The sequence below is a fragment of the Pseudomonas sp. 910_21 genome (assembly GCF_052850735.1).
Map to the genome: position 1 here is coordinate 752,788 of NZ_VXCY01000001.1, position 18,101 is coordinate 770,888.

The 18,101-nt window shown below is 61.4% G+C and carries 16 protein-coding genes and 1 pseudogene; 10 read left to right on the forward strand and 7 right to left on the reverse strand.

Annotated elements, in window-relative coordinates; genetic code table 11:
- Positions 1-115: 115 nt before the first annotated feature.
- The 5 genes from FW796_RS03465 (at position 116) to FW796_RS03485 (ending at position 5,342) form a co-directional block, all read left to right on the forward strand.
- Positions 116-772, forward strand: a complete 657-nt coding sequence (locus tag FW796_RS03465; RefSeq protein WP_346633525.1) for an alpha/beta hydrolase — start codon at positions 116-118, stop codon at positions 770-772.
- A gap of 97 nt (positions 773-869) precedes the next feature.
- On the forward strand, positions 870-2,366 hold the full coding sequence (rhlB, locus tag FW796_RS03470) for an ATP-dependent RNA helicase RhlB (protein ID WP_446439018.1): 1,497 nt from the start codon (positions 870-872) through the stop codon (positions 2,364-2,366).
- Between the two features lie 140 nt (positions 2,367-2,506).
- Complete coding sequence (locus FW796_RS03475; RefSeq protein ID WP_404938286.1) at positions 2,507-3,460, forward strand: ornithine cyclodeaminase family protein; 954 nt, start codon at positions 2,507-2,509, stop codon at positions 3,458-3,460.
- A gap of 34 nt (positions 3,461-3,494) precedes the next feature.
- Positions 3,495-4,622: an NAD(P)/FAD-dependent oxidoreductase gene (locus FW796_RS03480; RefSeq protein WP_346633528.1), complete on the forward strand. Its 1,128-nt coding sequence runs from the start codon at positions 3,495-3,497 to the stop codon at positions 4,620-4,622.
- Positions 4,623-4,712: 90 nt separating this feature from the next.
- Positions 4,713-5,342 (forward strand): helix-turn-helix transcriptional regulator, encoded by a 630-nt coding sequence (locus FW796_RS03485; protein ID WP_346633529.1) that lies wholly within the window; start codon positions 4,713-4,715, stop codon positions 5,340-5,342.
- A gap of 94 nt (positions 5,343-5,436) precedes the next feature.
- Here the strand turns inward: FW796_RS03485 and FW796_RS03490 are convergent, their stop codons facing one another.
- From FW796_RS03490 to moaC, 4 genes are all read right to left on the reverse strand, one after another.
- Positions 5,437-6,213 (reverse strand): ABC transporter substrate-binding protein, encoded by a 777-nt coding sequence (locus tag FW796_RS03490; protein WP_346633530.1) that lies wholly within the window; start codon positions 6,211-6,213, stop codon positions 5,437-5,439.
- Between the two features lie 218 nt (positions 6,214-6,431).
- Positions 6,432-6,884, reverse strand: a complete 453-nt coding sequence (moaE, locus tag FW796_RS03495; protein ID WP_346633531.1) for a molybdopterin synthase catalytic subunit MoaE — start codon at positions 6,882-6,884, stop codon at positions 6,432-6,434.
- Position 6,885: 1 nt separating this feature from the next.
- Positions 6,886-7,128 (reverse strand): MoaD/ThiS family protein, encoded by a 243-nt coding sequence (locus tag FW796_RS03500; protein WP_346633532.1) that lies wholly within the window; start codon positions 7,126-7,128, stop codon positions 6,886-6,888.
- A complete protein-coding gene (moaC, locus tag FW796_RS03505) occupies positions 7,125-7,598 on the reverse strand; it encodes a cyclic pyranopterin monophosphate synthase MoaC (RefSeq protein ID WP_346633533.1) in 474 nt (157 codons plus the stop codon). Before moaC ends, FW796_RS03500 begins: the two co-directional genes overlap by 4 nt.
- Positions 7,599-7,788: 190 nt before the next feature.
- Between moaC and FW796_RS03510 the strand changes: the two genes are divergently transcribed.
- The gene (locus FW796_RS03510) at positions 7,789-8,235 is read left to right on the forward strand and encodes a DMT family transporter (protein ID WP_404938283.1); all 447 of its coding nucleotides are present in this window, start codon (positions 7,789-7,791) and stop codon (positions 8,233-8,235) included.
- A gap of 9 nt (positions 8,236-8,244) precedes the next feature.
- Here the strand turns inward: FW796_RS03510 and FW796_RS03515 are convergent.
- The 3 genes and pseudogenes from FW796_RS03515 to FW796_RS03525 form a co-directional block, all read right to left on the reverse strand.
- Positions 8,245-9,162 (reverse strand): annotated as a pseudogene (locus tag FW796_RS03515) (LysR family transcriptional regulator).
- Positions 9,163-9,278: 116 nt separating this feature from the next.
- Positions 9,279-10,673 carry a PhoH family protein gene (locus FW796_RS03520; protein ID WP_060837639.1) on the reverse strand — a complete coding sequence of 465 codons (1,395 nt, stop codon included), beginning with the start codon at positions 10,671-10,673 and terminating at the stop codon, positions 9,279-9,281.
- 346 nt (positions 10,674-11,019) lie between these two features.
- Positions 11,020-12,144, reverse strand: a complete 1,125-nt coding sequence (locus FW796_RS03525; RefSeq protein WP_346633536.1) for a polysaccharide deacetylase family protein — start codon at positions 12,142-12,144, stop codon at positions 11,020-11,022.
- Between the two features lie 210 nt (positions 12,145-12,354).
- Between FW796_RS03525 and yaaA the strand changes: the two genes are divergently transcribed.
- From yaaA to FW796_RS03545, 4 genes are all read left to right on the forward strand, one after another.
- Positions 12,355-13,134 (forward strand): peroxide stress protein YaaA, encoded by a 780-nt coding sequence (yaaA, locus tag FW796_RS03530; RefSeq protein WP_446439019.1) that lies wholly within the window; start codon positions 12,355-12,357, stop codon positions 13,132-13,134.
- 813 nt (positions 13,135-13,947) lie between these two features.
- Entirely contained in the window at positions 13,948-15,264 is a 1,317-nt protein-coding gene (locus tag FW796_RS03535; RefSeq protein ID WP_346633538.1) for a nucleotide sugar dehydrogenase, read from the forward strand.
- A gap of 142 nt (positions 15,265-15,406) precedes the next feature.
- Positions 15,407-16,888 (forward strand): mannuronan synthase, encoded by a 1,482-nt coding sequence (gene alg8, locus FW796_RS03540; RefSeq protein WP_404938279.1) that lies wholly within the window; start codon positions 15,407-15,409, stop codon positions 16,886-16,888.
- A 35-nt stretch (positions 16,889-16,923) separates the two neighbouring features.
- The gene (locus FW796_RS03545; RefSeq protein ID WP_346633539.1) at positions 16,924-18,093 is read left to right on the forward strand and encodes an alginate biosynthesis protein Alg44; all 1,170 of its coding nucleotides are present in this window, start codon (positions 16,924-16,926) and stop codon (positions 18,091-18,093) included.
- The last annotated feature ends 8 nt before the right edge of the window (positions 18,094-18,101 follow it).

Genomic DNA, 18,101 nt, shown 5'->3' on the forward strand with positions numbered 1-18,101 from the left:
CAGCCAGTGGTCAATAGCAAAACGTTCAACCGTGCGACATCTTCTTCACCGATCAACCGGGCGCGCCCCTTAACCTCGCACTCAATCAGCGCGCACGCACACAAATGGAGCAGCCATGACCGAGCCCTTGATTCTTCAGCCCAGCAAGCCCGCAGACGCCTGTGTGATCTGGCTTCATGGCCTGGGAGCGGACCGTTACGACTTCCTGCCGGTGGCCGAGATGCTGCAGGAAAAACTCTTGAGCACCCGCTTCGTCCTGCCCCAGGCACCGACCCGTGCCGTGACCATCAATGGCGGATACGCCATGCCCAGCTGGTACGACATTTTGGCCATGAACCCGGCTCGTGCGATCAGTCGCGAACAGCTCGATGAATCATCTGACGAAGTCATCAGACTGATCGAAGAACAACGCACCAGCGGAATAGACGCATCGCGCATTTTCCTAGCGGGTTTCTCTCAGGGTGGCGCCGTAGTACTGCACACCGCCTTCCTCAAATGGCAGGGTCCCTTGGGTGGCGTACTTGCCCTCTCCACCTACGCACCGACCTTTGGCGATGAACTGCAACTTTGCGCCAGCCAACAGCGGATTCCGGTGCTGTCACTGCACGGCCAGTACGACGAAGTGGTGCAGAACGCCATGGGCCGCACCGCCTATGAGTACCTGAAACAGCATGGTGTCACCGTGACATGGCAGGAATACCCAATGGGACACGAGGTGTTACCGGAGGAAATCCGCGATATCGGCACCTGGCTGAGCGAGCGTTTGCGCTAGAACAAACGCCTCGCACCTGGACCACGAGCAACAGACTACGCCGCGCCCGTTTCTTGCATTACACTGGCCGGCGTACATTCCTTAACCAATTGATGAGATGACCGTGCTCAAAGCACTCAAGAAAATCTTCGGTAAAAGCGAGGCTGAGCCGCTCGCGCCAAGCCCCAGTGCCCCTTCCCCCAGTTCCAGCAGCCGTAATGACGGCCGTCAGCCGGAACGGAGCGCACCTGCTACCGCAACTAAAAAAGAACCGGTGAACACACCGGCCGCCCCTTCCGCTCCCACAGCGCCGCGCCAAGAGAAGCCCAAGGCCGAGCAACCCAAACCTGAGCAACCGCGCCGCCCGCGGCCGCCAAAACCAGCGGTCAGCACCTGGAAACTCGAAGATTTCGTGGTGGAACCCCAGGAAGGCAAGACCCGTTTCCACGACTTCAAGCTCGCTCCGGAACTGATGCACGCCATCCAGGACCTGGGCTTTCCCTACTGCACACCGATCCAGGCCCAGGTACTGGGCTTTACCCTGGCGGGCAAAGACGCCATCGGCCGGGCCCAGACCGGCACCGGCAAGACCGCTGCGTTCCTGATCTCGATCATCACCCAGTTGCTGCAGACCCCGCCGCCGAAAGAACGCTACATGGGCGAACCACGGGCGCTGATCATTGCCCCGACCCGGGAACTGGTGGTGCAGATCGCCAAGGACGCCGCGGCCCTGACCAAATACACCGGCCTCAACGTCATGACCTTCGTCGGCGGCATGGATTTCGACAAGCAGCTCAAGCACCTGGAAGCTCGCCACTGCGACATCCTGGTGGCCACCCCGGGCCGCCTGCTGGACTTCAACCAGCGCGGTGACGTGCACCTGGACATGGTCGAAGTGATGGTGCTGGACGAAGCCGACCGCATGCTCGACATGGGCTTCATCCCGCAAGTGCGTCAGATCATTCGTCAGACCCCGCCCAAGAGCGAACGTCAGACCCTGCTGTTCTCCGCCACCTTCACCGAAGACGTGATGAACCTGGCCAAGCAGTGGACCACCGACCCGTCCATCGTCGAGATCGAGTCCGAAAATGTCGCCAGCGAAAACGTCGAACAGCACATTTATGCGGTCGCCGGGGCCGACAAGTACAAGCTGCTGTACAACCTGGTCACCGACAACGGCTGGGAGCGGGTCATGGTCTTCGCCAACCGCAAGGATGAAGTGCGGCGCATCGAAGAACGCCTGGTTCGCGACGGCGTGAACGCCGCCCAGCTGTCCGGCGACGTACCGCAGCACAAGCGGATCAAAACCCTGGAAGGCTTCCGCGAAGGCAAGATCCGGGTCCTGGTAGCCACCGACGTGGCCGGTCGCGGCATTCACATCGACGGCATCAGCCACGTGATCAACTTCACCCTGCCGGAAGTGCCGGACGACTACGTGCACCGCATCGGCCGTACCGGTCGTGCCGGGGCCGACGGCGTGTCCATCAGCTTCGCCGGTGAGGACGACTCCTACCAGCTGCCATCAATCGAAGCCCTGCTGGGGCGCAAGATCAGCTGCGAGATGCCGCCCGCAGAACTGCTGCGCCCGGTGGAACGCAAACGCCCGCAAGCCTGATAACCGGCGCTCCCAGAGCGCCTAGCCCATCTGAAAAACGCAGCCCGACCACAGGCTGCGTTTTTTTTTGCCTGGATATTGCCCGAAGAAACCAAAAGTCCATAATGGACAAATAAGTTTAATTCTTTGGGAACGCCTACATGCCCAGCACGCCCTACCTGATTGCCCAAACCGAAGCCCGCCAATTGCTCGCGCAAATCGACGTCCCGCAGACCCTGCGCAAACTGTTTCGCGACCTGGCCGCCGGACTCGCCGTACAACCGGCACAACAACTGGTGGAATTTCCCCAGGGCGCCGGCGACTTCATCAACTACCTGGGCGTGCTGGCTGAAGATCGGGTCTACGGGGTCAAGACCTCGCCCTACATCGTTCGCGCCGAAGGCCCGCTGGTCACCGCCTGGACCCTGCTGATGTCAATGGACAGCGGCCAGCCCCTGCTGCTGTGCGACGCCGCCGAACTGACCACCGCACGCACCGCCGCCACTACGGCGGTCGCCGTCGAGGCACTGGCTACGCCCGAGTCCCGGCACCTGGCAATCATCGGCAGCGGCGCCGTGGCCCAGGCTCATCTGCACTACGTGAAAGACCTGCGCCCATGGCAGAGCATCCGTCTCTATTCCCCAAGCCTGGCCAGTAAATCCGCCGAAGAGCATGCGCACCTCAAGGCCCTCGATCCGCGCCTGCAAATCGTCCAGCAGCTTGAAGAGGCTGTCGAAGATGCGGACGTGATCATGCTCTGCACCTCGTCCGCCGGACCGGTCATCGACCCACGCACCCTCAGCAAGCCGGCGCTGATCACCTCCATCAGCACCAATGCACCACGGGCCCATGAAGTGCCGCCCGCCGCACTGCAGCAGATGCAGGTCTATTGTGACTATCGCCGTACCACCCCAGGCTCGGCCGGCGAGATGCTGATTGCCGGCGAACAGCACGGCTGGGACAGCGCGGCAATTCTCGGCGACCTGCCGGAGCTACTGAGCAACCAGGCTCAACGCCCCAGTGCCGAACGCCATGTGTTCTTCCGCTCCATCGGCCTGGGCCTGGAAGACATCGCCCTGGCCAATGCCCTGTACCACCTGCGGCAGCCGCACTAAGGGCCCGTCACTTGCACTTTTCCAGGAGCTTTGAATGATCCAGGCAGACTTCATCATCATCGGCGGCGGTATCGCCGGGGCCTCCACCGGTTTCTGGCTGTCGCGCCACGGCCGCGTCATCGTGCTGGAGCGCGAGTCTCACCCGGCCTATCACTCCACCGGCCGCTCTGCCGCGCTCTACACCGCCGCCTATGGCACCGCCCAGGTGCGGGCCCTGACCCTGGCCAGCCGGGACTTTTTCGACCACCCGCCGGAGGGTTTCTGCGACCACCCGCTGCTGACGCCACGAGGGGAAATGACCGTGGACTTCACCGGCGATCCGGCCGAACTGAACAACCAGTACCTGAGCGCCAAGGCCACGGTGCCGGAGATGCAACTGCTCAGTGCAGACGAAGCCTGCGCTCGTCTGCCGATCCTGCGTCGCGAAAAGGTCCATGGCGCCCTCTACGACCCCAGTGCCAGCGACATCGACACCGACGCCCTGCATCAGGGCTACCTGCGGGGCATCCGCCGTCATCAGGGCCAGGTCTATACCGACCATGAAGTGCTGGGACTGCGTCGTGATGAACAAGGGCTGTGGCAGGTCCAAACCAGCGGCCAGGATTTCAGCGCTCCGGTGCTGATCAACGCTGCCGGGGCCTGGGCCGATCAGATCGGCGTCATGGCCGGTGCCCGCCCCCTGGGCCTGCAACCCAAGCGCCGGGCGGCCTTTATCTTCGCCGGCCCGGAAGGGCTCGATAGCCACCGCTGGCCGATGCTGGTGAGCCTGGACGAATCCTTCTACATGAAGCCCGACGCCGGCATGTTCCTCGGCTCGCCGGCCAACGCCGACCCGGTGGAGCCCCATGATGTGCAGCCCGAAGAGCTGGACATTGCCCTGGGCATCTACCAGATCGAAGAAGCCACCACCCTGAGCATTCGTCGTCCGACCCGGACCTGGGCCGGCCTGCGCAGTTTCGTCAGCGACGGTGACTTGCTGGCCGGCTTCGATCCACAGGTACCCGGGCTGTTCTGGGTCGCCGGACAAGGCGGCTATGGCATCCAGACGTCTCCGGCCATGGGCCAGGCCAGCGCCGCCCTGGTACGCGGCCAACCCCTGCCGGAACAGTTGACCCGCTTCGGCCTGGAGTCCGCCATGCTCTCCCCTGCCCGCCTCGGTTGAACCCGCCCTCGGGGTGACGCGCCCGAACGATTGCGGCACACTCCCAGCGCCCGCTAGCGGCGGGCGCTGAAGCCGCCTGGAGTACGACCCATGACCTCACCCGCAAAGGACCCTGCCCTGGACAATTTCCGGGCGATTGCCGACGCCATTGCCACGCTGTTCTTCCCCCATGCCGAGGTGGTGCTCCACGACCTGCGCACGCAGAAAATCGACTACATCGCCAATAACCTGTCCAAGCGTGAAGTGGGCGACGATGCGGCCCTGGAAGACCTGCTCAGTGGCGACAGCAGCGAACGCAACATCGGCCCCTATGAAAAGCTCAACTGGGACGGCCAGAAGATCCGCAGTCTCAGCAGCGTGCTGCGCGACAGCCACGGTCAGCCAATGGCCGTGCTGTGCATCAACCTGAATATCTCGCTGTTCGAAAATGCCAAGGCCGCGCTGGACCTGTTTCTCTCACCCAGCAAACTGATTCCCCAGCCCGACTCGCTGTTTCGTGATGACTGGCAAGAGCGCATCAACACCTTCCTGCACAACTGGCTGCGCGAGCGCCAGCTGGGGCTGAACCTGCTGACCCGCGATCACAAGCGCGAACTGGTACTGGCCCTGCACGCCGAAGGCGCCTTCAAGGGCAAGAGCGCCTCCAACTATGTGGCCAACGTGCTGAACATGGGCCGGGCGACGGTGTACAAGCACCTGAAGGAATTGAAGGGACAATAAAGGTTCGCGAGCGAGCTCGCTCCTACACGCAATTGCACAACACCTGTAGGAGCGAGCTTGCTCGCGAAGGCGTCCTCAAGAACGCCGCAATCTCTCAATCCCCATAAATATCCGACTTGAAGTACTTGGCCTGGATCTTCTGGTATTCACCATTGGCGCGAATATCATCGATGGCCTTGTTCAACTCGCCCACCAGTTCACCGTTGCCCTTGCGCACAGCAATTCCGGCGCCCTCGCCGACGTATTTCGGATCTTTCAACTCAGGACCGACAAAGGCGTAGTCGGCGCCCCGTGGCATCGACAGGAAATCATCAAGAGGAATGGTGTCGGCGAAGATCGCGTCCAGGCGCCCGGCCGCCAGGTCCATGTAGATCTCTTCGTTGTTGCTGTAGCGCACCACCTTGATGCCCTTGGGCTCGAAGACTTCGGTAGCGAAGCGATCGGTGGTGGTGGAGCGCTGCACACCCACGGTCTTGCCCTTGAGACTGGCGTACTGGTCGTCCACCACCGCGCCCTTCTTCATCACCAGGCGCGATGAAGTGAAATAGTACTTGTGGGTGAAATCCACCGATTTACGCCGTTCCGCGGTAATGGTCATGGAGGACAGCGCGGCATCGATTTTCTTCACCTTCAGCGAGGGAATCAGGCCGTCGAACTCACCCTCGATCCACTCGCACTTGACCTGCATCTGCGCGCACAGGGCGTTGCCGATGTCGTAGTCGAAACCACCGATCTTGCCGTCGGCAGTCTTGAAGGCGAACGGCGGATACGCCGCCTCGATGCCCAGGCGCAGGGTTTTCTCGGCGGCCATCAGGCTGCTGCACGCCAACAGGCTCAAGACCAGGCCACTGATGAGGGGGAGTTTTTTCATGTTCGTTCTCTCGCGGGTTGTTGTTGGTTTGGCAAGACAGAAGGAAGAGGTAAAACGGTAAAGACTCTATTTGTACTTGTTAATCCATACTGGACTTTTACGTACATGTCGTCAACGACGCGCGCAGCGACTTATCCCCAGCGGTTAGCGGGAACAGTCGCAGTCGATTGAAGGTTGAATGGCGGCCGGCTCAGGCCCCACCAGCGAGGATCAGGGGATCATTCTTTCCAGCGATCGGCCGCGGCGTGATCACTGTCGCGGCCTTCCACCCAACGGGGGCCGTCGGCGGTGTTTTCCTTTTTCCAGAACGGTGCACGGGTCTTGAGGTAGTCCATGACAAAGGCACAGGCATCAAAAGCCGCCTGGCGATGGGCACTGGCCGCGCCGACGAAGACGATGGGCTCGCCCGGCTCCAGGGCACCGATGCGGTGCAGCACCTCCAACTGCAACAGCGGCCAGCGCTGCTGAGCTTCGGCGGCGATCTTGGCCAGGGCCTTTTCGGTCATGCCCGGATAATGCTCGAGGAACATGCCGTGGACATCCTGGCCGTCATTGAAGTCGCGCACGTAACCGACAAAGCTCACCACTGCGCCAACCCCGGTATCGGCGGCGTGCATGGCGTTGACTTCAGCTCCCGGATCGAAGGCCGCGGATTGCACTCGGATCGCCATCTCAGCCTCCGGTCACAGTGGGAAAGAACGCCACTTCATCACCGTCCGCCAAGGGCTCGTCCAGCGAGCACAGGTCCTCATTGCGGGCGCACATCAGATTCTGTTCGGCGAGCACGGCGGCCCCGTCACGGGACAAAAGCGCCTGGCGCACATCGTCGACACAGGCGAACGACCCTTCAATCTCCAGGGCGTCGAGCCCCAGTGCCTCACGGTAACGGGCGAAAAACCTGACCTGGATCTTCATGCGTCAGCCGCCCGGTATTGACCGCTCTTGCCGCCGGTTTTCTCCAGTACCCGCACGCCTTCGATGGTCATGCCGCGGTCCACGGCCTTGCACATGTCATAGATCGTCAGCGCGGCGACGCTGGCGGCGGTCAACGCCTCCATCTCCACCCCGGTCTGCCCCGACAGTTTGCAACGCGCCACGATGCGCACGCTGTCCTCGCCTTCGGCACTGAGCTCGACCTTGACGCTGGTGAGCATCAACGGATGGCAGAGGGGAATCAGGTCGCTGGTTTTCTTCGCCGCCTGGATTCCGGCGATGCGCGCCACGGCGAACACATCGCCCTTGGGGTGACCGCCACTGACGATCATTTGCAGGGTTTGCGGGAGCATGCGCACCCGGGCTTCGGCCACTGCCTCGCGGAAGGTCACGGCCTTATCGGTGACGTCGACCATATTGGCGCGACCTTGGGAATCGAGATGAGTCAGCACGGTGTTACTCCTGATCAGGTGGGCCGATTGTAAACCTGCAGGTCAGTTTTTCGCACGGGGCATCTGCCCGGCGCCCGGCAGCGCCAACCGGCAATCAGCCTGGCGAATAACCCGCATCAAAACAACGAATTGGAGCCCGACTGCGGATCAACGTACAACAGCGCAAAAAACCGCAAAAGGAAGTCGCTTCATGGCCTTGTTCGTTTCGATCCTGCTCAGCCTGCTCGCCGGTTTCGCCGTGCCCCTCCAGGCCGGGACCAACGCCCGCCTGGGCACCCTGCTGGGGCATCCATTGTGGGCCACCGGCGTTTCCTTGCTGGTCAGCCTGCTGGTGCTGGGGGGCCTGCTGCTGTTCATCAAAGTGCCCAAGCCCAATCTCATGGCCGCGCTGCAAGGCCCCTGGTGGATCTGGATGGGCGGCATGGCCGGAGTGCTCTACATCACCGTGGCACTGCTGATGGCGCCACGCCTGGGGGCGCTGAACTTCATCATGGCGGTGATCATCGGCCAGTTGCTGATCTCGCTGATCATCGACTACTTCGGGCTGGTGGGCCTGCCACGCAAAGACATCAGCCTGCAGAAACTCATTGGCGTGCTGGTGGTGATCGGCGGTTTCGTCATCACCACCCGCGGCTGAGGCGTCATTTCAGGCCTTGGCCTGGCTGGCCAGCTTGACCTGTTCACGCAACCAGCGATGGGCCGGGTCATCGCTGAAACGCGAATGCCAGATCTACACGAATTTGAAGGGCGCAATGTTCAAGGGCGGGGGCAGCCGCAGCAGCCCTTCCTGCAGCGGGATCTCGTCCAGGGTGCGGCTGGCCACGGTCAGAATCAGGTCGGTGCCACGGATCATCCCCGGCGCGATGCCCCAGTGGGGCACGCTGACCGCGATCTGCCGCTGCAGTCCCTCCTCCCCCAGGCGGTGATCGACTTCGCCATTGAAACAGCCGTCCATCGACACCTGCAGATGGGGACGCTGCAGATAAGCCGTCAGGTCCAGGCCGCCGTCACCATCGAGGGTGGCGCGGTCCACCAGGCAGGAAAAGGTTTCCTCGAACAACACCTCCTTGACGATCTCATCCGAAGGGCTGGGAAACACCCCCAGGGCCAGGTCGATCTTGCCCAGGGCGATCTGCTCGAACATCTCGTGGCGGCTGCCCTGGGTCACCACCAGGCGCATCAAGGGCGCCTCGCCACGCAGGCGCACCAGCAACCTGGGGAGCACGATCGCCGCACCGTAATCCGACATCGCCAGGTGAAAGATCCGCTGGGAACTGGCCGGATCAAAGTCGAGGGACTTGCCGAACAGGGTTTCGATCTGACTGAGGATGTCCTTGAGGGGCGCTTGCAGGCTGCGGGCCAGCGGGCTGAGCAGCACATCGTTGCCCTGGCGGATCAGCAACGGGTCATCCAGTAGCACCCGCAGCTTGCCCAGGGAATGACTGATCGCCGGCTGGCTCAGGTGCAGGCGCTCGCCGGTGCGGGTCACGTGCTTTTCCGTCAGCAAGGCATCGAGCACCACCAACAGATTCAGATCGATATTGCGCAGGGAAACGCGGGTCATCCGGTGTTTTCCAACTGGGAAGCGCTCGGCGGCGGGGAGCCGCAGAATAACCCAGTGCCCCAGGCCGAATGCAAAACGGGCGACCCGAAGGTCGCCCGTGCTGGAAGGGATTGAAGTTACAGGTGGCTTTCCGCGTACTCCGCCAGGATCGAGCGCGGCACCCCTTGCAGGGTGATGTGCACGCCATTGGGGAAGTCCTTGAAGCGTTCGGTGAGGTAGGTCAGCCCCGAGCTGGTGGCCGACAGGTAAGGGGTGTCGATCTGTGCCAGGTTGCCCAGGCACACCACTTTGGAACCGGCGCCGGCACGGGTGATGATGGTTTTCATCTGGTGCGGGGTCAGGTTCTGGCATTCGTCGATCAGGATCAGGCTCTGCTGGAAGCTGCGACCGCGGATGTAGTTCAGGGATTTGAACTGCAACGGCACCTTGCTGAGGATGTAATCGACGCTGCCATGGGTGTTCTCGTCATCCATATGCAAGGCTTCGAGGTTGTCGGTAATGGCACCCAGCCAGGGTTCCATTTTCTCCGCCTCGGTGCCCGGCAGGAAGCCGATCTCCTGGTCCAACCCCTGCACGCTGCGGGTGGCGATGATGCGCCGGTAGCGCTTGCTGACCATGGTCTGCTCGATGGCAGCGGCCAGGGCCAGGATGGTCTTGCCGGAACCGGCGGCGCCGGACAGGTTGACCAGGTGGATGTCCGGGTCGAGCAACGCGTACAGCGCCAGGCCCTGATAGATGTCGCGCGGTTTCAGGCCCCAGGCTTCCTGGTGCAGCAGGGGTTCCTGATGCAGGTCGAGGATCAGCAGCACATCGGCGCGGATCTCCTTGATCCAGCCGACAAAGCCCTGTTCGTCGATGATGAATTCATTGATATGCACCGCCGGCAGGTTGTCGATCAACTGCACCTGGTGCCAGGTGCGGCCGTGGTCCTGACGGGTTTCCACCTTGCTCACGCGGTCCCAGAACGAGCCGCTCATGTTGTGGAAACCATTGGGCAGCAGGGACACGTCGTCCACCAGCTGGTCGGTGCTGTAGTCCTCGGCGGCGATCCCGCAGGCCCGCGCCTTGAGGCGCATATTGATGTCTTTGGTCACCAGCACCACGGGCAAGTCCTTGTTGCGCGCGTGCAGGTCGATCAACTGGTTGATGATGATGTTGTCGTTGAGGTTTTCCGGCAACAGGCTGTTGGGCTCGTTGCGCTTGCTCATCAGAATCGACAGCAAGCCCTTGGGCCCGCTCTTGCCGCGCTGGATCGGAACCCCCAGCTCGACGTCCTCGGGGGAAGCCTCGCCCAGGGTCTTGTCGATCAGGCGGATCGCCTGACGGCATTCGGCGGCAACGCTGTGGTGCCCGCTCTTGAGCTTGTCCAGCTCTTCGAGGACGGTCATGGGGATGGCGACGTGGTGTTCTTCGAAATTCAGTAAGGCGTTGGGATCGTGAATCAATACATTGGTATCGAGTACATAAAGGATTGGCTGGTTGGAAGAAGAGCTACGTCCGTGGTCATCCATACTCGGTCACCTTATGTGGGAGCCAGTCGACGCAATACCATGGGGTATCGCGCCTCGAATGACCACCGAATTCACCCGCAGGGGTTCAGGTGAGCTGCACACACAAGGAGTCTTGGGAGACGCCACCTGTGTCGCAGGTTTCGGCGGTCTAAGTTCGTAATACTCCAAAAACCGTGACAGGAAAACGCACTTTGACGCTTTTTTGATGTTTATTTTTCAGGGTGACGAAAAGCCCTTGGCGCGTTGCCCCAGCACCGTTAAAGTCGAAAGTCCGCCTGCCTCGAAATCCCGCTGAAATCCGCCCCCTTTAGCGCCCATACCCCGTGTTTCCGGGCACTTGGCCGTTTCAGCGAAACGCGTCCTGACAATCCTCCCAACCGATGCCGCTTTGCGCAGTCTGCGCCAGCAACCAGGGCAAGCTGCTCTTGACCCCATCCTGTTTGGCATTGAAGGCAATCACCCCGCGTCGCCATAGCAACATCAAGGTCAGTACCCGTTGACCACTGTCCTCGGCCTTGAGCTTGCCGGCGCCATCCTGGGCGTCGATGTCCCACAACGCCACCTGCATGCCCTGGGCATTGAAGAAGTCCTGGGCATCGGCACGACGCTGGCCAAAGGGCGGGCGGAACAAGGGCACGTAGTTCTCCGGCAGCTTGCTCTTCACCAGATCGGCGCTGCGCTGGATCGAGTACTGCCAGTCCTGCCAGTGACTGTGGGAGCGGAACTCCCAGCCTTGCACGCCAACGCACTGCCTGGAGTACAGGGATTGCAGGCTGGCCACCGACGCCTTGTCGAGGCGGTTCTGGATGTCGTTGCCCAGGACAAAGAACGTACCGCTGAGATTGGCCTTGCGCAGGTAACTGGTCAGCCAGGGCGTGTTGTCCGGCGCCAGGTTGGCGGCGCTGTCGAAGGTCAGCAGAAACAGCCGGTCGTTGAGTTCGTCGCCGTTGCGTTCGTAGTCGCCGTAGCGCAGCACCTCGCTGCTGGTCTGAGGGGCCAGCGCCGCCTTGCGCAGCAATTCGTCCAGGTACTGCTCATGGAAAGTCCGGCTCGGCTCGCCCCAACGGGCGTAGTAGGAATCCTCCGCTAGGTGGAACTTGCCGGCCTGCTTGCGCAGTTGCTGCATGTTTTCCACCAGATAGCAGAACGAAGCGTCCTGGTCGCAGCTCTGCTGGGCGAAGTTGTAGTTGTCCAGCAGGCGCTTCCAGAGATGCTCGCGCAGCTCAAAGATCGCCTCCATGTTGATCATGCGCAAGCCCAGGCGCTGCTTCAGGGAAGCCTCGTCCCAGGCCTCGCTGATCAGCAAGGTGCGGGCAAAGGTCAGGATCTCGGCCCGCGAGGCGACGTCGAACAGGGTCGGATTGTCGAGCTTTTCCGGCCAGGTGCTGCGATCCAGGGTCGCCACATCATTGGGCGCCGCCAGCACACTGAAACTCAGAAGCCAGGCCGAGAAGAAAGACGCGATACGCAAAGGGATGCCTCCAGAACAAAACCCGCGCGGCACTATAGCCGATCTGCGCCAGGAATCAGGGCCCCTTCGCTGGCAAGCCAGCTCCTGCAGGGCCGTGTAGCAGCCGGTTTGCCGGCGAACCGCGATCAGCGGTCATGGCTATCGCCATCATAGGTGGAGTCCGAACGCCCGAGCCCCTAGAATCCCCCGACGCCAAAAGGAGACGCCCCCATGCTGATGGTGATTTCACCCGCCAAGACCCTCGATTACGAAACACCGCCGGTTACCCAGCGCTTCACCCAGCCGCAATACCTCGACCACTCCCAGGAACTGATTCAGCAACTGCGGGAACTGACCCCGGCACAGATCAGCGAGCTGATGCACGTATCCGACAAGATCGGCGGGCTCAACGCCGCGCGTTTCGGCAGCTGGACCCCGGCCTTCACTCCGGACAACGCCAAGCAGGCGCTGCTGGCCTTCAAGGGCGACGTCTATACCGGGCTCAACGCCGAATCCTTGAGCGAAGCGGACTTCGATTACGCCCAGCAGCACCTGCGCATGCTCTCCGGCCTCTACGGCCTGCTGCGCCCCCTGGACCTGATGCAGCCCTATCGCCTGGAAATGGGCACCAAGCTGGCCAACGCCCGAGGCAAGGACCTGTATGCCTTCTGGGGCACCCGCATCAGTGAATGGCTGAACGAAGCCCTGGCCGAGCAGGGCGACGACCTGTTGCTCAACCTGGCCTCCAACGAGTACTTCTCGGCAGTCAAACGCACAGCCCTGAACGCGCGGATCATCAATACCGAGTTCAAGGACCTGAAGAACGGCCAGTACAAGATCATCAGCTTCTATGCCAAGAAGGCCCGGGGCTTGATGAGCCGTTTCGTCATCCAGGAACGCATCAACGATCCAGCGCAACTCAAGCAATTCGACGTCCAAGGCTACCGCTTCAGTGCGGAACAATCCAAAGCCGACAACCTGGTGTTCCTGCGCGACCACGCACCGGAATAAAGCGTTCCCCTGCCGCGCTCGTTTCCACCCGGCGAGCGCGCCAGAATGTGATCACCCGCACATTCCCCGCCTTTATAAAGCCATTTTTTTGGCGCCATGAAACTTTCATCTATTTCTATAACTTTTCTTTCACTCGACAGCGCTGATTTTTTTCAGTAGTGGCACCACTTTTTTTATTCAGTAGTGGCACAAAAGTACCCCCTCGCTTCAACTCCCCATAACTAAAGGCTCAAACCTTAAGTGCTATCAGTTTGAGAGCAGTGCCATCTTTCTCAATATTTCAAGAAATTTCTAAAAACAGGATGAGTGGGCAGGAACTATGCCTTCAGACACCGCTCATACCACCGGTAACGATTCTCAACGAGGTTGTAAGAGATGACTTACACGGGCTCAGTAAAACCAATCAAGTTCCGACACTGGTTTGACCAATGAGTCACAAACTTGAACTAACGGGTAAACAACAGGAGATAAGGCACCTCAACTATCCCCTAACGAGCCAAGGAACAGCTGGCCTTCAAGGACCGCAGAAATCAACTGGAAAGCCCTGAATACATGGCCTCCAGCCATTCGAAGGACATCGAGTGGTTTTTCTCGGGAAACCTGTAGCAGGAGCCGCCGGCAACATTCAAGGGCAAGTCAAAACAACAAGGATCGGTTGCGCACAACTTGAGTGCATTTATTTAGTCACTCGGAACTTAGTCTGCCTGCACACGGCACTACAACGTACTTCGTTGTACTTCCGAGTGCGCAACAACAGCTGGCAAACATTAACTCCGGCCATTTAATGGCGTGAATAACACAGAGGTAAATGCGATGCGCATCAGCATATTTGGTTTGGGTTACGTCGGTGCAGTCTGTGCCGGTTGCCTGTCCGCACGGGGCCATGAAGTGGTTGGCGTAGATATCTCCAAAGACAAGATCGACCTGATCAACGCCGGCAAATCGCCCATCGTCGAACCGGGTCTGGGTGAACTTCTGGCGCAAGGAATCCAGACCGCTCGTCTGCGCGGCACCACCAACTTCGCCGAAGCCATTCGCGATACCGACTTGTCGATGATCTGCGTCGGCACCCCGAGCAAGAAGAACGGCGACCTGGAACTGGACTACATCGAATCGGTGTGCCGCGAGATCGGTTTCGTCCTGCGCGACAAGGCCACCCGCCACACCATCGTGGTACGCAGCACGGTGCTGCCGGGCACAGTGAAGAACGTGGTGATCCCGATTCTCGAAGACTGCTCGGGCAAGAAGGCCGGGGTGGATTTCGGCGTGGCGGTGAACCCCGAGTTCCTGCGCGAAAGCACCGCGATCAAAGACTACGACTTCCCGCCCATGACCGTGATCGGCCAGTTCGACCAGGCCTCCGGTGACGTGCTGCAAGCGCTGTACGAAGAGCTCGACGCGCCGATCATCCGCAAGGACATCGAAGTCGCCGAGATGATCAAGTACACCTGCAACGTCTGGCACGCCACCAAGGTCACCTTCGCCAACGAGATCGGCAACATCGCCAAGGCGGTGGGTGTCGACGGCCGTGAAGTGATGGACGTGGTCTGCCAGGACAAGACCCTCAACCTGTCCCAGTACTACATGCGCCCCGGCTTCGCCTTCGGCGGCTCGTGCCTGCCCAAGGACGTGCGCGCCCTGACCTACCGCGCCAGCTCCCTGGACATCGAGGCGCCGCTGCTCAACTCGCTGATGCGCAGTAACGAGTCCCAGGTGCAGAACGCCTTCGACATCGTTTCCAGCCACGACAAGCGCAAGGTCGCCCTGCTCGGCCTGAGCTTCAAGGCCGGCACCGACGACCTGCGCGAGAGTCCGCTGGTGGAGCTGGCGGAAATGCTCATCGGCAAGGGCTTCGACCTGAGCATCTACGACAGCAACGTCGAATACGCCCGGGTCCATGGTGCCAACAAGGACTACATCGAGTCGAAGATCCCCCACGTCTCGTCCCTGCTCAACTCGGACTTCGACGCGGTGATCGGCAACTCCGACGTGATCATCCTCGGCAACCGCGACGAGAAGTTCCGCGCCCTGGCCGAAGACGTGCCCCACGGCAAGCAGGTCATCGACCTGGTGGGCTTCATGTCCAAGGCCACCTGCGTCAAAGGCCGTACCGAAGGGATCTGCTGGTAAGGCTTCGCCGGCCAGCCGGCTCCTACCCCATCCCCGTAGGAGCTGGCTTGCCAGCGATCTGGCCCTCCCAAATCTCCATGCCTGCCTTAACCCCCCTCGGGCCACCCCACAGGCTCGCCCGAGACCTTGATGGACGCAGATTATGCACAGGCTAAAGCACGGCCTGCTTCAGGCCGCCGGTTGGCTGTTTTACTTGAGTTTGCTGATGGGCATGGCCTTGTTGCTGCCCACATCGACCTTCGACTCGCAGTCCAAGGACTTCATTTTCCTGATTGGCGCCGTGGGCATCTGGCGCTACTCCATGGGTGCCACGCACTTCGTGCGCGGCATGCTGTTTCTCTACGTGGTCTACCCGCACCTGCGGCGCAAGGTGCGCAAGCTCGGCAGCGCGGCGGACCCGTCCCACGTGTTCCTGATGGTCACCAGCTTTCGCATCGATGCGCTGACCACCGCCCAGGTCTACGGTTCGGTGATCCGCGAAGCCATCGACTGCGGCTTCCCCACCACCGTGGTCTGCTCGATCGTGGAGATGTCCGACGAGCTGCTGGTGAAAAGCCTGTGGGCGCGGATGAACCCGCCGGAGCGGGTCAAGCTGGACTTCGTGCGCATCCCCGGCACCGGCAAGCGCGACGGCCTGGCCTTCGGTTTTCGCGCCATCTCCCGCCACCTGCCGGACAACCGCGCCGTAGTGGCGGTGATCGACGGCGACACCGTGCTCGGCGAAGGCGTCGTGCGCAAGACCGTGCCCTGGTTCCAGCTGTTCGACAACGTCGGCGGCCTGACCACCAACGAATTCTGCGAAGTGCGCGGCGGCTACATCATGAGCGAGTGGCACAAGCTGCGCTTCGCCCAGCGCCACATCAACATGTGCTCCATGGCCCTGTCCAAGCGCGTGCTGACCATGACCGGACGCATGTCGGTGTTCCGCGCCACCGTGGTCACCGACCCGGACTTCATCGCCGACGTGGAAAGCGACTCCCTGCAACACTGGCGCCTGGGCCGCTTCAAGTTCCTCACCGGCGACGACAAGTCCAGCTGGTTCAGCCTGATGCGCCTGGGCTACGACACCTTCTACGTGCCCGACGCTGCGATCAACACCGTGGAGCACCCGCCGGAAAAGAGCTTCATCAAGGCCAGCCGCAAGCTGATGTTCCGCTGGTACGGCAACAACCTGCGGCAGAACGCCCGGGCTCTGGGCCTGGGCATGAAACGCCTGGGGCTGTTCACCAGCGTGGTGCTGTTCGACCAGCGCGTGTCCATGTGGACCTCACTGCTGGGCCTGACCGTGGCCATCATCGCCAGCTTCAAGTACGGCACCGCCTTCATCCTCGCGTACCTGCTGTGGATCGGTATCACCCGCTTGATCCTGACCCTGTTGCTGTCCTGCTCGGGGCACCGGATCGGCCCGGCCTATCCGCTGATTCTCTATTACAACCAGATCGTCGGCGCCCTGGTGAAGATCTACGTGTTCTTCCGCCTCGACCAGCAATCCTGGACCCGCCAGGACACCAAACTGACCCGTGATCTCGCCAGCTTTCAACGTTGGTTCAACACCTGGTCGTCTCGAACCATGACCTTCTCGGCCGGCAGCGTATTCGTCGCCGTGCTGCTGCTGATGGTCTGACCCGACTTGCCTGAATTAACTAGGAAATCGACTCTATGAACACCGCCGTGAACGTCAACGTAGTGCATGAATCCGAAGCCCAACGCCAGCACGCCCGGGTCAAGATCCCGGCCAAGCTGCGCTTCTTCGGGAACGAGGCCAAACCCCTTGAAGTGCGGGTCCACGACCTCTCTGCCGGTGGCCTGAGCTTCAACGCCGGGCAGCAGATGCTCAAGGTCGGCGAAGTACACAAGGGCCGTCTGCAGTTCGTCATCGACAACCTCGGCCTGGCCATGGACGTTGAACTGCAGATCCGCTCCTTCGATCGTCAGAACGGGCGCGTCGGTTGCCAGTTCCAGAACCTCGAGCCCCAGGACATTTCCACCCTGCGCCACCTGATCACCTCGCACCTGGCCGGCGACATCGTCAGCATGGGCGACGTGCTCGCCACCCTGCAGCGCGACAACTTCACCAAGGCGCGCAAGACCAAGGACAGCGGCAGCGGCATGACCGCCATGGGCCGTCTGCGGGCGGTGACCTTCAGCGCCGGGATCTTCGTGGTGGGCCTGGCGGCGTTCGGTTTCATCCTCAAGTCGGTGTACGGCATGTACTTCGTCAGCCACGCCCAGGCCGGCCTGGTCAGCGTCCCGGGGATGAACGTCACCATGCCGCGCGACGGCACCGTACAAAGCCTGGTGCAGAGCGACGGTATCGCCGCCAAGGGCGCGCCACTGGCCACCTTCAGCACCAGCATGCTCGACGTGCTCAAAGGCCACCTGGATGAAGACCAACTGCAACCGGCCAAGGTCGAGGAGCTGTTCGGCAAGCAAATGACCGGCACCCTGACCTCCCCTTGCGACTGCACCGTGGCCCAGCAAATGGTCGCCGACGGCCAGTACGCCAGCAAAGGCGACGTGATCTTCCAGCTGGTCCCGCGGGGCAGCCAGGCCAACGTCGAGGCGCGCTTCTCTTACCGTCAATTCGCTGATGTCCGCCCAGGCACCAAGGTCAACTTCCAGATTGCCGATGAAGACACCGTGCGCCGCGGCACCATCGTCAGCAGCACCAGCCTCAACAGCAACGACCTGTCCTCCGACATCCGCGTGCAGATCAAACCCGACGCGCCCCTGAGCAGCGCCTTCGCCGGTCGCCCGGTGGAAGTCAGCAGCGACCGCGGTCCCTCGATGAACTGGCTGATCGACAAAGCCATGGCCGCCGGTCTCTGAGCGGAGGA

Excerpts from the sequence above, each read along its gene's own strand:
- rhlB (WP_446439018.1), top strand. The coding sequence starts at position 870 with ATGACCGTGCTCAAAGCACTCAAGAAAATCTTCGGTAAAAGCGAGGCT.
- FW796_RS03490 (WP_346633530.1), bottom strand. The coding sequence starts at position 6,213 with ATGAAAAAACTCCCCCTCATCAGTGGCCTGGTCTTGAGCCTGTTGGCG.
- FW796_RS03510 (WP_404938283.1), top strand. The coding sequence starts at position 7,789 with ATGGCCTTGTTCGTTTCGATCCTGCTCAGCCTGCTCGCCGGTTTCGCC.
- alg8 (WP_404938279.1), top strand. The coding sequence starts at position 15,407 with ATGCACAGGCTAAAGCACGGCCTGCTTCAGGCCGCCGGTTGGCTGTTT.
- FW796_RS03500 (WP_346633532.1), bottom strand. The coding sequence starts at position 7,128 with ATGAAGATCCAGGTCAGGTTTTTCGCCCGTTACCGTGAGGCACTGGGG.
- yaaA (WP_446439019.1), top strand. The coding sequence starts at position 12,355 with ATGCTGATGGTGATTTCACCCGCCAAGACCCTCGATTACGAAACACCG.
- FW796_RS03545 (WP_346633539.1), top strand. The coding sequence starts at position 16,924 with ATGAACACCGCCGTGAACGTCAACGTAGTGCATGAATCCGAAGCCCAA.
- FW796_RS03485 (WP_346633529.1), top strand. The coding sequence starts at position 4,713 with ATGACCTCACCCGCAAAGGACCCTGCCCTGGACAATTTCCGGGCGATT.
- FW796_RS03535 (WP_346633538.1), top strand. The coding sequence starts at position 13,948 with ATGCGCATCAGCATATTTGGTTTGGGTTACGTCGGTGCAGTCTGTGCC.
- moaE (WP_346633531.1), bottom strand. The coding sequence starts at position 6,884 with ATGGCGATCCGAGTGCAATCCGCGGCCTTCGATCCGGGAGCTGAAGTC.
- FW796_RS03475 (WP_404938286.1), top strand. The coding sequence starts at position 2,507 with ATGCCCAGCACGCCCTACCTGATTGCCCAAACCGAAGCCCGCCAATTG.
- FW796_RS03480 (WP_346633528.1), top strand. The coding sequence starts at position 3,495 with ATGATCCAGGCAGACTTCATCATCATCGGCGGCGGTATCGCCGGGGCC.
- FW796_RS03465 (WP_346633525.1), top strand. The coding sequence starts at position 116 with ATGACCGAGCCCTTGATTCTTCAGCCCAGCAAGCCCGCAGACGCCTGT.
- FW796_RS03520 (WP_060837639.1), bottom strand. The coding sequence starts at position 10,673 with ATGGATGACCACGGACGTAGCTCTTCTTCCAACCAGCCAATCCTTTAT.